The 14,657-nt window shown below is 40.9% G+C and carries 15 protein-coding genes; 11 read left to right on the forward strand and 4 right to left on the reverse strand.

The genetic code is table 11. The features are described 5' to 3' along the window. Nucleotides 1–47: 47 nt before the first annotated feature. Nucleotides 48–437, reverse strand: coding sequence for a type II toxin-antitoxin system VapC family toxin (locus tag ACX27_RS12520; RefSeq protein WP_062292726.1), 390 nt, complete (start codon nt 435–437; stop codon nt 48–50). Beyond that, on the reverse strand, nt 427–678 hold the full coding sequence (locus ACX27_RS12525; protein ID WP_062292729.1) for a DUF6364 family protein: 252 nt from the start codon (nt 676–678) through the stop codon (nt 427–429). Before ACX27_RS12525 ends, ACX27_RS12520 begins: the two co-directional genes overlap by 11 nt. 99 nt (nt 679–777) lie before the next feature. Here ACX27_RS12525 and glyS point away from each other — a divergent pair, with 99 nt between their 5' ends. Continuing rightward, nucleotides 778–2,928: a glycine--tRNA ligase subunit beta gene (glyS, locus tag ACX27_RS12530; protein ID WP_062292732.1), complete on the forward strand. Its 2,151-nt coding sequence runs from the start codon at nt 778–780 to the stop codon at nt 2,926–2,928. An 83-nt stretch (nt 2,929–3,011) separates the two neighbouring features. Further along, nucleotides 3,012–4,382 (forward strand): UDP-N-acetylmuramoyl-L-alanine--D-glutamate ligase, encoded by a 1,371-nt coding sequence (murD, locus tag ACX27_RS12535; protein ID WP_062292735.1) that lies wholly within the window; start codon nt 3,012–3,014, stop codon nt 4,380–4,382. 427 nt (nt 4,383–4,809) lie between these two features. On the opposite strand, the gene ACX27_RS12540 is transcribed toward murD, so the two are convergent. Further along, on the reverse strand, nt 4,810–5,244 hold the full coding sequence (locus tag ACX27_RS12540) for a hypothetical protein (protein ID WP_062292738.1): 435 nt from the start codon (nt 5,242–5,244) through the stop codon (nt 4,810–4,812). 622 nt (nt 5,245–5,866) lie between these two features. Here ACX27_RS12540 and ACX27_RS12550 point away from each other — a divergent pair. The 8 genes from ACX27_RS12550 to ACX27_RS12580 all read left to right on the forward strand — a co-directional run bounded on the left by ACX27_RS12550 (nt 5,867) and on the right by ACX27_RS12580 (nt 12,210). Continuing rightward, on the forward strand, nt 5,867–6,298 hold the full coding sequence (locus ACX27_RS12550) for a tetratricopeptide repeat protein (RefSeq protein WP_062292745.1): 432 nt from the start codon (nt 5,867–5,869) through the stop codon (nt 6,296–6,298). Further along, complete coding sequence (locus ACX27_RS35710) at nt 6,295–6,507, forward strand: tetratricopeptide repeat protein (RefSeq protein ID WP_418006836.1); 213 nt, start codon at nt 6,295–6,297, stop codon at nt 6,505–6,507. Before ACX27_RS12550 ends, ACX27_RS35710 begins: the two co-directional genes overlap by 4 nt. Further along, on the forward strand, nt 6,504–7,100 hold the full coding sequence (locus ACX27_RS12555) for a tetratricopeptide repeat protein (protein WP_062292748.1): 597 nt from the start codon (nt 6,504–6,506) through the stop codon (nt 7,098–7,100). Before ACX27_RS35710 ends, ACX27_RS12555 begins: the two co-directional genes overlap by 4 nt. Further along, nucleotides 7,018–7,872 (forward strand): trypsin-like peptidase domain-containing protein, encoded by an 855-nt coding sequence (locus ACX27_RS12560; RefSeq protein WP_062292751.1) that lies wholly within the window; start codon nt 7,018–7,020, stop codon nt 7,870–7,872. The genes ACX27_RS12555 and ACX27_RS12560 overlap by 83 nt, the downstream gene beginning before the upstream one ends. A 75-nt stretch (nt 7,873–7,947) precedes the next feature. Next, the gene (locus ACX27_RS12565; protein WP_062292754.1) at nt 7,948–8,676 is read left to right on the forward strand and encodes a hypothetical protein; all 729 of its coding nucleotides are present in this window, start codon (nt 7,948–7,950) and stop codon (nt 8,674–8,676) included. Between the two features lie 3 nt (nt 8,677–8,679). Beyond that, nucleotides 8,680–9,945 (forward strand): hypothetical protein, encoded by a 1,266-nt coding sequence (locus ACX27_RS12570; RefSeq protein WP_062292757.1) that lies wholly within the window; start codon nt 8,680–8,682, stop codon nt 9,943–9,945. 279 nt (nt 9,946–10,224) lie between these two features. Continuing rightward, complete coding sequence (locus ACX27_RS12575; protein WP_062292760.1) at nt 10,225–11,010, forward strand: RNA ligase family protein; 786 nt, start codon at nt 10,225–10,227, stop codon at nt 11,008–11,010. Nucleotides 11,011–11,076: 66 nt separating this feature from the next. Further along, nucleotides 11,077–12,210: an AAA family ATPase gene (locus ACX27_RS12580; protein ID WP_062292763.1), complete on the forward strand. Its 1,134-nt coding sequence runs from the start codon at nt 11,077–11,079 to the stop codon at nt 12,208–12,210. Between the two features lie 128 nt (nt 12,211–12,338). Here ACX27_RS12580 and psbA read toward each other — a convergent pair whose 3' ends face one another. Continuing rightward, the gene (psbA, locus tag ACX27_RS12585) at nt 12,339–13,421 is read right to left on the reverse strand and encodes a photosystem II q(b) protein (RefSeq protein ID WP_062292766.1); all 1,083 of its coding nucleotides are present in this window, start codon (nt 13,419–13,421) and stop codon (nt 12,339–12,341) included. 306 nt (nt 13,422–13,727) lie between these two features. On the opposite strand from psbA, the gene ACX27_RS12590 reads away from it, so the two are divergent. Further along, a complete protein-coding gene (locus ACX27_RS12590) occupies nt 13,728–14,366 on the forward strand; it encodes a Uma2 family endonuclease (RefSeq protein WP_062292769.1) in 639 nt (212 codons plus the stop codon). Nucleotides 14,367–14,657: the final 291 nt, after the last annotated feature.

Genomic DNA, 14,657 nt, shown 5'->3' on the forward strand with positions numbered 1-14,657 from the left:
GAGAGATGAAACTAAGTAAACTGTCGTAAATATTTTTAAGGTAGATATTACCAGTTTTCCAATATCAGTCCGTCCACATAGCTAAAGTCAGAATCATCTGTTACTAACCGCCAAGTATGTTCTAAACATTGTGCTGCAATCCAAATATCATTCATAGGAATTGGTCTTCCTTTCTGCTTCAATGCCAACCGAGTTTGAGCATATACTAAAGCAGTTTCTCGACCTAATTTTACTACTTCACAGGTTTCAATAAACTCTAAATAACGGGGCAGATTTTGCAAAGAACGACTGGAGTTTTCTGCTCCAAATAATAATTCACCTACAACAACAGTTGGTAAAATCACAGTTGTCAATGCCAGTACTTGAGCTACAACTGCTTGATCACCATTTAAAAAGCGCACAACAACGGAAGTATCTAAGGCTACATTACCATTCATTTGTGTCTATCTGCTCAAACTCAGCTGCAATTACCTGTTGTAATTCTCTAGCTTCTGTATCGCTCAAAATCCCAGCAAATTTGGCTAAAGGATGTTCTTGTTGCGGTGTCACATCATTGTCTGGTAACTGACGTAGAAAATTAGTAATCACATCAGCAAGGGATAGTTTTTGTTGCTGCGCCCAACGTTCTGCTTTTTGGAGCAAAGCTTCATCAATATCTAATGTAATTTTGCTGGTCATGACTGTATTTGGTCTGAGACTTTCTGATTTTAGCCTGTACACCTCTTCAGTATGATGGCGAGGTAAACTGGTGGAATTGACTGATGTGAACCTTGTCCTATGCCGGATTTTTTATTGGAAGTTGGTACAGAAGAACTACCTGCGAATTTTCTCAGTGATGCTATCGTACAATGGCGATCGCGCATTCCCCAAACTTTGACAGCCAATAGTCTCAACAGTGACGCTGTGGAAGTTTACGGTACTCCCCGACGCTTGGCGGTGCTTATCAAGGGTCTACCACAGCAACAACCAGACCGGGAAGAAGAAATCAAAGGCCCTCCCGCCCAAGCAGCTTTTAAAGATGGTCAACCTACACCAGCAGCTATAGGCTTTGCGAAAAAGCAAGGTGTGGAACTCGACGCGCTACAAATTCGCCCGACTGATAAAGGCGATTTTGTGTTTGTTAACAAAAAAACTCCTGGTCGTCCGGTAGCGGAAATTTTGACCGAACTGGTTCCGCAATGGATTTTCAATTTAGAAGGTAAGCGGTTGATGCGCTGGGGCGATGGCGATGTGAGATTTTCGCGTCCGGTGCGTTGGCTGGTGGCGTTGTTGGATGATGCAATTTTGCCGATAGAATTGGTGAATGGTTCGGATAGAATTATCAGCGATCGCATTTCTCATGGTCATCGTGTTTTACATCCCGAAACTATCACTATTAACCAAGCAACTGATTACGTTGAAACTCTGCGTTCTGGTTATGTAGTCGTTGATGACAAAGAACGTGCAACGACAATTGAAAAAGAAGTCCACGCCGCCGTTAATTCGGTCAATGGTTACACAGAAATCTATCCTGACTTATTAACAGAAGTAACTAATTTGGTTGAATGGCCTTCTCCTGTTGTTGGTAAATTCGACTCGGAATTTTTGAATTTACCCACAGAAGTTATTACAACTGTCATGGTTAGTCACCAAAGATATTTTCCGGTTTTCAAAGGAGACAATCACAAAGAATTATTACCCAATTTCATCACTGTTTCTAATGGCGATCCAACAAAATCAGATATCATCGCCAAAGGTAATGAAAGAGTCATCCGCGCCCGATTAGCTGATGGACAGTTTTTCTATAACGCTGATATTGCTAAACCTTTAGAAAGCTTTTTACCACAATTAGAAACGGTAACTTTCCAAGAAGATTTAGGTTCGCTACGTGCTAAGGTAAATCGCATTGTCAATATTGCCGAGCAAATTACTGCACAACTAAATTTAGCCGCAACCGACCGCCAAAATATTCAACGTGCTGCATTATTATGTAAAGCTGATTTAGTCAGCCAAATGGTTTATGAATTCCCAGAATTGCAAGGCATTATGGGACAAAAATATGCTTTATCCAGTGGCGAAAATGCCGCAGTCGCAACGGCAATTTTTGAACATTATTTACCACGGGGAGCCGATGATATTTTACCAGAAACATTAACAGGTCAAGTCGTCGGAATAGCTGATAGATTAGATACCTTAGTCAGCATTTTTGGCTTAGGGATGATTCCTTCTGGCTCTTCTGACCCCTTTGCTTTACGTCGCGCTGCAAATGCCATTGTAAATATTACTTGGGCTGCGAATTTAGGAATTAATTTAGATAATTTATTGCAGCAAACAGCCGCTAATTTTGCACAGGAATATAACAAAGAATCAGGACAATTAGTCACAACCTTGCAAGAATTTTTCCTGCAAAGAATTCGGACATTATTGCAAGAAGAAAAACAAATTGATTACGATTTGGTAAATGCTGTATTGGGCGAAAATGACCCAGAATATACAGAAAGAGCATTGCAAGATTTATTAGATGTCCGCGATCGCGCCTTATATCTGCAACAAATCCGCAACGATGGTACTCTCGATAAAATCTACGAAACGGTCAACCGTTCTACTCGCCTCGCCGCCCAAGGTGATTTAGATACCAAACAGCTAGAACCCGCAGGTTTAATCAATCCCGAACTATTCCAAAAGTCATCCGAAAAAGCATTTTATGATGCCATTGTGGAATTAGTACCCCAAACCCAAACCGCCCAAAAATCACGGAACTATCAGTTGTTAATTGCAGCGTTAGAAAAAATCGCACCTACCGTCAGCAATTTCTTTGATGGTGCGGATAGTGTGTTAGTGATGGATACAAATCCCGATATTAAGCGCAATCGCTTAAATTTGCTGGGATTACTGCGAAATCACGCGCGAGTGTTAGCTGACTTTGGATCTATTGTGAAAAATCTGTAGCGTAGATCAACAAAAAGTGGTGTAAATGTTGCCAATAAGCGTTAGTATAATGAGTGCTTAACCAGGGGTCTCTGCTACAGTCTATGTCCAAAGCTCATGTAATTGGATTAGGTAAGTCCGGTGTTGCTGCGGCGAGATTGTTGAAACGGGAAGGCTGGGAGGTGGATCTAGGCGATCGCAACACCTCTGATACCTTCCTGCAACAACAACAAGAACTTGCTGCCGAACAAATCACAGTTAAACTAGGATATTCCCTAGATTTAACCGATACTGATTTACCCCAATTAATTGTTGTTAGTCCCGGTGTACCTTGGGATATTCCCGTGTTAGTCAAAGCACGAGAACTAGGGATTGAAACAATTGGCGAAATGGAATTGGCTTGGCGATATTTAAAATCCCAGCCTTGGGTAGCCATCACGGGTACAAATGGCAAAACCACCACCACAGCTTTAATCTCCGCCATTTTCCAAGCCGCCGGTTTTGATGCACCTGCCTGCGGTAACATCGGTTATGCAGCTTGTGAAGTTGCCCTATCCCCTCAACTTCCCGATTGGGTCATCGGCGAAATTAGCAGCTATCAAATCGAATCATCCTCATCTTTAGCACCCCGCATCGGTGTTTGGACAACATTTACACCCGACCACCTCGCCCGTCACAAAACTTTAGAAAATTACTACGACATCAAAGCCAAGCTGTTACAGCACTCACAATTGCAAGTATTTAACGGCGATGATGCTTATTTAAATAAAGTCGGTCTTAGCCACTGGCCTGATGCTTATTGGACAAGTGTCAAAGGCCAAGATTTTTTAATTGGCGACAAAGGTTTTTATATCGAAGATGGCTGGGTTGTGGAAAAACTCAACGCCACCTCCACACCAACCAGAATTATCCCAGCCTCTGCATTACGTATGGTAGGAGAACACAACCTACAAAATCTCCTCATGTCCGTAGCCACAGCCAGATTAGCAGATATTCAACCCGATGCAATTACCAAAGCCATTGAACAATTCCCTGGCGTTCCCCACCGCTTAGAACATATCTGCACTTGGGAAGGAATTGACTTTATCAACGACAGCAAAGCCACCAACTACGACGCAGCCGAAGTCGGGTTAGCTTCAGTGAAGAGTCCGACAATTTTGATTGCAGGTGGTGAAGCCAAACCCGGCGATGATACAGGTTGGTTAGCCAAAATCCAAGCCAAAGCCGTAGTCGTGTTATTAATTGGTACTGCTGCATCAGCCTTTGCTCAACGTTTACAAGAAGTGGGTTACACCAATTACGAAATCGTAGGCACAATGGAGAAAGCTGTTCCCAGGTCAGCAGAATTAGCCAAACAGCACCAAGCACCTGTAGTATTGCTTTCTCCCGCTTGTGCAAGTTTCGACCAGTACCCCAACTTTGAAGTGCGTGGTGATGACTTCCGTCAGTTGTGTTTAGCTTGGGCGGGGAGTTGATAGATTATATAGTTTTTGGCAATGCTCAAAGTAAATATTAATTAGTGGCTTGTCGCGGATAAAACAGATTTTTTATCTCTCGATTTCTGCTCTACCTATCAGACAATGAGCAAGATTTAGGGGATTCTCCCCCAAGCCCCCGATCCTGACAGGTGTAGGTTGTTTACACTTAGGAAGAGTTAAAACAGTAGAAATCTTCAACAGGAGTAGAAGGAAAAGAACTCCAGCGATGAAGATGAATAGAAAGATGGTTGAGTAAATTGTCATGAATAAAAAATACCATTAATCTCCTCACTTACCTGCGGAATCTAGGGTTTACATATCTATTTAAGATTTTCTCTGGTTGCTTATTCCGGAAAGTGACAGAAGAGGGGTATATGTCCCCCTTGTCCCCCTTGTCTCCCTTCCCTTCCCTCGCCCCTCTTATTCATCGTAAAGAAGTTGCACCATTACCGTTAGTTGACGCATTTTCCATCACAGCTTGAGTAGGTTGATTGGCAATAACCGCCGCAACTGGAGTAACTTTAGGAGTAGATTGTCTACTGCGTTTTCGGTTAGAACCACCAGCTTTAGAATACTCCATACTATTTCTGCCGTAGACAGTTGCAACACCACTTAGCATTCTTTCAGACATTTCCGAGAGGGCTTTGTCCATTTGAGTTAATGTTTTGCGCGATTCTTCAAGATTGGACACCAGCGTATTATGAGATTCTAGGATGGCACGGGTATTATTGATGAGATTGTTGTAAGCTTCTATTGTTAATCCATGTCCTAAATCTAAATTTTCACCAATAGATTTCAGCAAAGCAAGACGAAGTTGGGCTTTTTCAACAGCAGCAGAACGACGAGTTTTTAAAGCCATGAGGCATCCTTTTAGAATAATCTTTTTTCAAAATAATTGAGTAACCTTTTACCTGAGATGAGTAGGTTTGTGGATTTATTTATTTAAAAGTTTTATGAAATGTTTATAAAACCTGTGTTTTTACCCATTTTTGATGCCGATTTATAATTTTGGCATAAGTATAAACAGCAAACGTCATCGCAAAAATAACAATTGCGTATGCTGAAATAACAAATGCGATCGCAAAATCTATAATTGCATACACAAAAATAACAAATGCGTACTCTGAAATAACAAATGCGTACACAAAATCTATAATTGCATACACAAAAATAACAAATGCGATCGCAACAATAACAATTGCATACACCGAAATAACAAATGTGTACGCAAAAATAACAAATGCGTACACAAAATCTATAATTGCGATCAACTTTGGTCAATTCAAAATTCCGATCCCCCCGCCTACGGCGACCCCCTTAAAAAGGGGGTAAAAATTCTTAAAGTCCCCCTTTTTAAGGGGGATTTAGGGGGATCAGTGCGATCGCACATCTTTTTTCTCTGTAAGACTGATTTACCAGTATCAAATGCTTACCTGCTGCATGGCGAATTTAACGTAAGTACTAGTAAAATATAAGAAAGCATGGGCTTTCTTATGCGCGATCGCCTAATTACTAATTTATTTTTAATCTTATCTTTAACCAGCACACCCCAGTTTGTAGTTGCTCAAATCAGTATTGAACAGTTATTTGAACAAGGCAACGCCGCCCAACAAGCAGGTAAATACGCAGAATCAGAGGCAGCATATCGCCAGATTATTCAAATTGAACCAAGTAACGCCGCCGCTTACTACAAGCTATGTGATGTCCTAGATGATCAGAATAAACTAGATGCAGCAATAGCAGCTTGTCAAAAATCTGTTCAACTCAACGTAAGAGAGGAAAAAACACACAATCTTCTTGGTTATGTCTTTAACAGACAAAAGAAATTAGATGCCGCCGTCGCCGCCTACAAAAAAGCGATTCAACTCAATCCTAAATATGCCAATGCTTACTACAATCTCGCGTTGCCCTGAGAAACCAAAACAAATTAGATGCCGCCATCGCCGCCTACGAAAAAGCCATTCAACTCAACCCTAACTTTGCCAATGCTTACCTACGTTTAGGTACTACCCTTACCCTGCAAGGACAAAACAAATTAGAAGCCGCCGTCGCCGCCTACGAAAAAGCCATTCAACTCAACCCTAACGATGCTGATGCTTACTACAATCTCGGCAATGCTTGAGAGAGCAAAAGAAATTAGAGGAAGCGATCACTGCTTACGAAAAATCCATTCAACTCAACTCTAACAATGCCAATGCTTACTTCGGTCTCGGCAATGCACTGTATAACCAGCAGAAATTAGATGCAGCCGTCGCCGCCTACCAAAAAGCGATTCAACTCAACCCTAACTATGCCAATGCTTACTACAATCTCGGCGTTGCCCTGAGTGACCAAAATAAATTAGAGGAAGCAGTTGCCGCCTACCAAAAAGCGATTCAACTCAACCCTAACAATGCCAATGCTTACTACAATCTCGGCATTGCCCTGAGTGAGCAAAAGAAATTAGAGGAAGCAGTTGCCGCCTACCAAAAAGCGATTCAACTCAACTCTAACGATGCCACTGCTTACATCAATCTTGGCATTGCCCTGAGAGAGCAGAAGAAATTAGAGGAAGCAGTTGCCGCCTACCAAAAAGCGATTCAACTCAACCCTAACGATGCTAATGCTTACAACAATCTCGGCAATGCCCTGAGTGACCAAAAAAAAATTAGATGCCGCCGTCGCCGCCTACCAAAAAGCTCTAACATTACCAGAAGACACTACTGCAACTCCTAGCACTGCCCATACTCGTGCTAATAATAATTTAGGTTTAACATTCCAAGAGCAAGGGAAACTCAAAGAAGCCATAGAACATTTCGACAAAGCCGAAGCAATTGACCCTGATTATATCTATGCCAGCAACAACAATAGAGAAGCACGGCGATTATGGACAGAACAACAGAATAAACTAGCCAGTGTAGAAGATGATCGCCAATGGTTGCCTAAGAATGACCCAACTGTATCTATTAAACGTTCTGTGGTTCTCATCACTGCCGAGTTTTTTAACAGGGATCGCCAGGGAAGAGAGATTGGTACAGGCATAGTCATTCAACGAGAAGGCAAGCGCACATTAATTCTCACCAATAGCCATGTTATTTTTGATCGCAATGAACAAGGCAAAAATATTCAAGTAGAATTTTTCAGTTCACCACCAGAAAACCGCGTGCGAATGCGGCGCAACGCCAAATTATTCAAAGCAACTTCCATAGGTGAAAAACTAGATTTAGCTATTTTGGAAATTACCGATAAGCTGCCAGAAGATATCCAACCTTTACCTATCTCTGCAACTGCCATCAATCATAGAGTTCCCATTAAAATTATTGGTCATGCTGCTAAACGAGATGAAGATAAATCTTGGTCTACAGAATTAGGAAAAATCAGTAACTATAACAATCAGCAATTAGAAATATCTGAAGCCATACTCCAACCCGGTTACTCTGGTAGTCCTGTACTTGACTCACAAAATCGAGTTTTAGGTATAGCTTATTCCATTAGAAAAAAAAAATGAAACGCGAAATTTTGCTTTTCCCATATCTGAGGTAAAAAAGCAACTGTCCACCTGGAACATTACTTTAAACAAGCAATGAATTATAAAATTATTTTTACCAGCCTATTAATCTTTACTATTAGCCATCTTCCGGCTGTTGCTTATTGTCCAGAAGGGAATCCTCGTTCTACCGACTATATTCGTCGCAAATCACCCAACCGTTGCGAAGGTATCAAAGAAGAATTAATAAGTGGTAATAGCTTAACTTTAATTTCCATTGTCACTCGCAACATTGCCAGTTACGGCAAAACCCTGACATTACAAGTTCCTCAAATTCGTGGCGGTACAAATCCCCAGGTAATAGTTCAATCTTTCGGTGATGATTATCGCTACCAATTAGATGATTTGTTATTGTCTAACAATAATTCACGTTTCCGCTTTAGCTGGAATACTTACGTCCTCACACAAGCAAAAATCCCTGCAAACAGCCTCCGCGCTTTGGCATCCTATCTACTTGGTTCGCAAAACGTTTATGTTCCTGTGATTCTAGGGCAATCTTCTGGTAAGTATGAATTTACCTTTTATTCTGAAAGCCGGGTCAAATTCACCAGCTTTAAAATTCTTTCCTCAAATCAGAAACCAATCTATACTGCTCCCAAATTAAACCCCAAAAATGGAGAAACTATCTTTACCTGGGATGGACGCAACGCCCCAGCCGGACGCTATCAAGTAGACTATAAGGCTTTTATTGAACAAAGAAATCAACCAAGCGAACGCCTCGAAAGACAAATAGATTTTGAACATAACCCCAATTGGTTAAAATAAATCATGGCACATAGGCAGAAAGCCAAACGCAAACCTTTAAAATTGCTCCTTTCCATCATTAGTAAAATTCAGAATTTAAACCTGTCGAAATTAGTACGATTTATTCAGCTATGTGTTACTAAAATTAACCAATATTTTCAATTTATAAAAAAATATCTAGATAAGCACAAAAGATTTTTTATTGTCCTTTTAGTTTTTTTAGTTTGCAGTATCATCACTTCAGCCGCAATTCTCCCAGGAAATCACATATTTGAAGGTAATCTCATTGCTCAAGAAATAAACTTTACCTATAATGGACAACAACCAAAAGTTTTTATTCAAAATATTCGTAACATTAAAGAATTAGAAAATGAAGGTATCCAAACTCTAACTTTTACAGGCAGCTTTCAAAGTCAAAATTTACCAGCAATTAATAACTTAGATTCTGTAAAAATCCAACTTAAAGACAGCGACAGTCGATGGATAATCACACCAGTAAATCCCAAAGCAACCAGCACAATTGAACTGACTAAACTGCGCCTAGAACCAGGGACAAAAATCAATGAGCTGAATTATGATTTTCAGCGTCAGCAATTAGCCTTTGATTTACAACCTAATCCCAACAGCAATCCAAATACACTAGAGTTATATTTAGGCGAAGAACCCCTAAAAGTTATCTTGGAAGGTTATAAGTTACCAGGAATAAAACTACCAAATGAATTTGATGAGCAAGCACCACTAGAATTTATCGTCAATCCCAATAACAAAGAATTCCTGTTACAAATCCAAAACAATACTAGTATTCATATCACATTAAACAAATCTCCTAAAGATAACATTCCCCAATGGTTTAGAGGAAAGCTAGATACCAAAGATGTCAAATTTTTATATGTAGATAGAAACGCCAATGATAGCCGAGAAGATTTATATATTTCCGCCATTGTAGAAGGCAAAATCCGCATGGCAGGACAAGAACAAGAAATTAAACAAAATCAATTCCTCATGGGCGAAAACCCAAATAAACCGCTAAACATTCAACTTATTCGCCATCTGCAAATTATCCCCAACAAAGGCATAGAAGCCCGCTTTTCTGGCAGAACTACAAAAATTCAAATCGGACTAGACCAAGATTTTCCCGTATCTAAAATCCAAGGTAGTTGGTTAGATGGCGTTTTACCGCGTGATGCCATTATTGCTTTGTTCTCTGCTGGTGCAGCCACAGTTGCTAACCTTTTAGCTTGGTTATTTAGTAACGCTTCTAACTCTGGTTCAAACAACAATCAACCTTAAATCACCGTCAATTCAACAAGTGTTTTTTGACTTCACTCCAACCCCTCGGCGACACGGAGAAGGGCTAAACTATCAACCACGCTTTATTTCCGAAAACGCTGCGGCTGCTTGTGAAGTATGTAATTATTAAAATACATTCCTTGGAAAACTACGGTAAAAGCTTATGTAGTCCTTCAGTCTCAATCAAATTCATTTCACTGGCGAATGGTAGAAATCATCTACTTATTCGAGAAAATTCGCCACGCAGTTATTTGATTGCAGTCACCAAGGTAAAAAGTCATGGAAAAAATTTATAAATATCCGCGTACCCATCACATCGAGGGTTCGCGGTTGCAGCCTGGGGATGAAGATTTAGACAGCGTTCCCTTTAGTGCAATTAAAAATCAGTATGTAGTCGTGGAAGAAAAAGTTGATGGCGCAAACGCCGCTATTAGCTTTACCTACGACAGACAACTCAAATTGCAAAGCCGTGGACATTATTTAACAGGTGGTGCGAGAGAAAAGCATTTTAACTTATTTAAACAGTGGGCGCATACTCACGCCACCGCATTTTGGCAAGTGTTGGGGAGTCGGTTCATTTTATTTGGTGAATGGCTTTATGCCAAGCACACCGTTTTTTATGATGCTTTACCCCATTACTTCCTAGAATACGATGTGCTGGATTTAGAACAGCAAGTTTTTCTCAGCACCAAAAACCGCCAGCAGTTACTTGCAGATTTACCTTTGGTTTCTGTACCTGTGTTGTTTGCTGGTGAACTGAAATCTTATCAACAACTCATCGCACTGCTGCAAAAGTCCCATTATCAAACCCCCGCACATTTGCAGCGTTTCCAACAAATTTGTCTAGAACAAGGCTTAGATGTCGAACGTTCCCTCAAACAAACTGACCAAAGTGCTTTGATGGAAGGTTTATACATTAAAGTCGAGCCACAAGCAACGGTGACAGCCCGTTATAAATATGTGCGTTCCAGCTTTTTAACCACCATTCAGCAGTCCGATGGACATTGGCTAAACCGCCCAATAATTCCAAATCAACTGCATCCTGATGCAGATTTGTTTAGCTAACAAGATCCCCGACTTCTTCAAGAAGTCGGGGATCTAAAGCCTACTAATTTTTACAGGTATTTAATTATGATTCAAGATTGGACGTTTCCTAATTGTCCTAATGAAGACGACTGGACAATTAACTGGTCAGCGTTAGAAGCAAAATTTGATTGGTTGCGATCGCTTGCTGATTGTCCCCAAGACCCACGTTATCATGCTGAGGGGAATGTTCTCATTCACACCAAACTTGTATGTGAGGCATTAGTAGCTTTACCCCAATGGCGAACATTACCACCTAAAGAACGTTCCGTATTATTCGCCGCAGCTTTATTACATGATGTCGCCAAACCAGCCGCCACTCAAATAGCAACAGATGGCGCGGTTTCTTCTAAAGGTCATGTCCTGCAAGGGGCGAAAATGGCACAGGAAATTCTCTGGGATTTAAACGTACCATTTGCAGAACGAGAAGCGGTTGTGGCTTTGGTGAAATATGGCAGTTTACCTTTGTGGTTTTGGGATAAACTAAACCCCGAACGGGCGGTAATTAAAGCCAGTCAAATCATTCGTTGCGATATGCTGGGTTTACTCGCCGAAGCAGATGTGCGCGGACGTTACTGCAACGACCAAGCCCAATTGTTAGAGCGCATTGAGTTTTTCCGCGAATTTTGCCAAGAAAACCAATGTTTTGACCAACCGCGTGCATTTCCCTCAGTCTACAGTCGGTTTGTGTATTTTCAAAAAGAAAATGGCAACCCAGACTATGCAGCTTATGATGATACGCGCTTTGGGGTAGTGATGATGTCTGGTTTACCGGGTGCAGGGAAAGATACTTGGATAAAAGCCAATCTGAGTGACTGGCGGGTAATTTCGTTAGACGCACTGCGAAAGCAAATGAATATCAGCCCAGAAGACGACCAAGGTGCAGTCATAAATGCAGCCAAAACCATAGCCAAAGAATATATGCGCGATGGACAATGTTTTGTTTGGAATGCAACTAACATTAGTCGGCAATTACGAGGGATGTTAACTCGTTTATTTACTAATTATCAAGCCAACATTCGCATTGTTTATTTAGAAGCACCTTGGGATGAATTGTTAGGGAGAAATTGCGATCGCCCTAATCATGCTAAACTTCCCGAAAAGGTGCTGCATAAATTAAAGCAGCGTCTAGAAGTTCCAGATATTACCGAAGCACACACGATAGATTGGCTAGTGCGGTGAGTATGTTGGAGTGAGATCGCCTTTAATGATGATGTAGTTGAAGTGCGATCGCATCATATTAAAAAGGCGCTCCCCATCAGGAGAGCGCCTTTGATTAATTAATTATTGCTTACTTCTATCTGAGCAAATTAGCCATTGATAGCAGGAGCAGAGATTGCAACAGGAGCAACTTCACCAGCAGCCAAATCTAAGGGGAAGTTGTGAGCATTGCGCTCGTGCATGACTTCCATACCCAAGTTAGCGCGGTTGATGATGTCAGCCCAAGTGTTGATGACGCGACCTTGAGAGTCAATCACTGATTGGTTGAAGTTGAAACCGTTGAGGTTGAACGCCATTGTGCTTACGCCCAACGCTGTGAACCAGATTCCGATTACAGGCCATGCAGCTAGGAAGAAGTGCAAGGAACGGCTGTTGTTGAAGGACGCGTATTGGAAGATTAAGCGACCGAAGTAACCGTGTGCTGCAACGATGTTGTAGGTTTCTTCTTCTTGACCGAACTTGTAACCGTAGTTTTGGGATTCGTTCTCGGTTGTTTCACGAACTAAGGAGGAAGTTACCAAGGAACCGTGCATTGCAGAGAACAAGCTACCACCGAATACACCAGCCACACCAAGCATGTGGAAGGGGTGCATCAGGATGTTGTGTTCTGCTTGGAACACGATCATGAAGTTGAAGGTACCAGAGATACCTAAAGGCATACCATCAGAGAAGGAACCTTGTCCGATGGGGTAAATCAAGAATACTGCGGTAGCAGCCGCTACGGGAGCGGAGAATGCTAGGCAGATCCAAGGACGCATTCCCAAGCGGTAGGATAATTCCCACTCACGTCCTAAGTAGCAGAATACGCCAATCAGGAAGTGGAATATTACCAATTGGTATGGGCCACCGTTGTACAACCACTCATCAAGAGATGCTGCTTCCCAAATTGGGTAGAAGTGTAATCCAATTGCGTTGGAGGAAGGAACAACTGCACCGGAGATGATGTTGTTTCCGTAGAGTAAGGAACCTGCAACAGGCTCACGGATACCATCGATGTCTACTGGAGGTGCGGCGATGAAGGCGATTACGAAGCAGGTGGTTGCAGCTAGCAAGGTGGGGATCATTAGTACGCCGAACCAACCAATATATAGGCGGTTGTTGGTGCTGGTGATCCAGTTGCAGAACTGCTCCCAGACGTTGGCGCTTTTGCGCTGTTGTAAGGTTGCTGTCATGTCTTTATGATTGCTTTTGCGTTGTTTACGCAGGAATAATTACTTATGATGGTTTTATCTTAGAGAATTTGTAACGGTTTGTAAAGAAGTCTGATGAAAGGCTTTCTTAACACTTTTATAAATGCAGCTTATATATTGATGAGGAGTACAGGAGTAAGGCTTGATTCCATTCCTCTTCAGTATCTATGACAAGAAATTTTCAAAAACTGAGTAATACTCAGTCTCGAACAAAGAAATACAGTGTGTTTGAAGTGCGATCGCACTGTCATTCCTTATAATGAAAACTAAACCCAAGTCAGAGGCGATATGCTTTTAAAACTGCAACAAATTATCGTCAAACCGGGACACCAAATGTTGCTGAAAGATATTAGTTGGCAGCAACTAGAAAATATTTTAGAAGAAATGGGAGATAAACGTGCCGCGCGTATCTCTTATAGTAATGGTTGGTTAGAAATTATGGTTCCTCTACCTGAGCATGAAAAAGATAAAGAGTTAATTGGTGATTTAGTCAAGATTTTATTAGAAAAACTTCAAATTGATTTTGAACCATTTGGCTCTTCAACATTGAAAAATGAGCGAATGCGGCAAGCAGTAGAACCAGATACATCCTTTTACATTCAAAATCATGCTGCTGTGATTGGTAAAAATAGAATTGATTTAAATATAGACCCACCACCAGATTTAGCAATTGAAGTTGATATCACATCCCGGACTCGATTTAATAACTATGAAATTTTAGGAGTTCCTGAACTTTGGCGATATACAAAACAAGGTTTAGAAATTTTTGTACTCCAAGATGGTAAATATATTCAATCTCAATCTAGTCCTAACTTTTTTAATATACCGATTATTGAATTAGTTAATGAGTATGTTCAGCAGTGTTTGACTAGCGGCAGAAGTCAAGCTATGCGTAATTTTAGAAAATGGATTGAAAATAATTTGTAAACATAGATAATGTGGGCAAATATAATAACATTTTAGGATTGGTTAGTAAAGGCGATCGCTCCAAGAGAAATAATATTATAACCAGGACTTACGCAACTGTTACAGAAAGTATACAACTTTAGTTCTAAGCGGGATACAAATTTTTATCTTGTGTTTACATTATAGGAGAGTATATAAGTGATCACACGGTTGGCTTCTGTTGCCAAATAAACTACTTTTTAGAAAGTGGCAAAAATATTAGTCGTATAAATTCAGGATATTTTTAAGAGGAAAAAATCTATATGTCTAGTA

Origin of the sequence: Nostoc piscinale CENA21 (assembly GCF_001298445.1) — a bacterium.
Taxonomy (GTDB): domain Bacteria; phylum Cyanobacteriota; class Cyanobacteriia; order Cyanobacteriales; family Nostocaceae; genus Nostoc_B; species Nostoc_B piscinale_A.

What these genes read in the sequence shown, in the direction of transcription:
- ACX27_RS12520 (WP_062292726.1), bottom strand. Translation starts at nt 437, where the DNA reads ATGAATGGTAATGTAGCCTTAGATACTTCCGTTGTTGTGCGCTTTTTA.
- ACX27_RS12525 (WP_062292729.1), bottom strand. Translation starts at nt 678, where the DNA reads ATGACCAGCAAAATTACATTAGATATTGATGAAGCTTTGCTCCAAAAA.
- glyS (WP_062292732.1), top strand. Translation starts at nt 778, where the DNA reads ATGCCGGATTTTTTATTGGAAGTTGGTACAGAAGAACTACCTGCGAAT.
- murD (WP_062292735.1), top strand. Translation starts at nt 3,012, where the DNA reads ATGTCCAAAGCTCATGTAATTGGATTAGGTAAGTCCGGTGTTGCTGCG.
- ACX27_RS12540 (WP_062292738.1), bottom strand. Translation starts at nt 5,244, where the DNA reads ATGGCTTTAAAAACTCGTCGTTCTGCTGCTGTTGAAAAAGCCCAACTT.
- ACX27_RS12550 (WP_062292745.1), top strand. Translation starts at nt 5,867, where the DNA reads ATGGGCTTTCTTATGCGCGATCGCCTAATTACTAATTTATTTTTAATC.
- ACX27_RS12565 (WP_062292754.1), top strand. Translation starts at nt 7,948, where the DNA reads ATGAATTATAAAATTATTTTTACCAGCCTATTAATCTTTACTATTAGC.
- ACX27_RS12570 (WP_062292757.1), top strand. Translation starts at nt 8,680, where the DNA reads ATGGCACATAGGCAGAAAGCCAAACGCAAACCTTTAAAATTGCTCCTT.
- ACX27_RS12575 (WP_062292760.1), top strand. Translation starts at nt 10,225, where the DNA reads ATGGAAAAAATTTATAAATATCCGCGTACCCATCACATCGAGGGTTCG.
- ACX27_RS12580 (WP_062292763.1), top strand. Translation starts at nt 11,077, where the DNA reads ATGATTCAAGATTGGACGTTTCCTAATTGTCCTAATGAAGACGACTGG.
- psbA (WP_062292766.1), bottom strand. Translation starts at nt 13,421, where the DNA reads ATGACAGCAACCTTACAACAGCGCAAAAGCGCCAACGTCTGGGAGCAG.
- ACX27_RS12590 (WP_062292769.1), top strand. Translation starts at nt 13,728, where the DNA reads ATGCTTTTAAAACTGCAACAAATTATCGTCAAACCGGGACACCAAATG.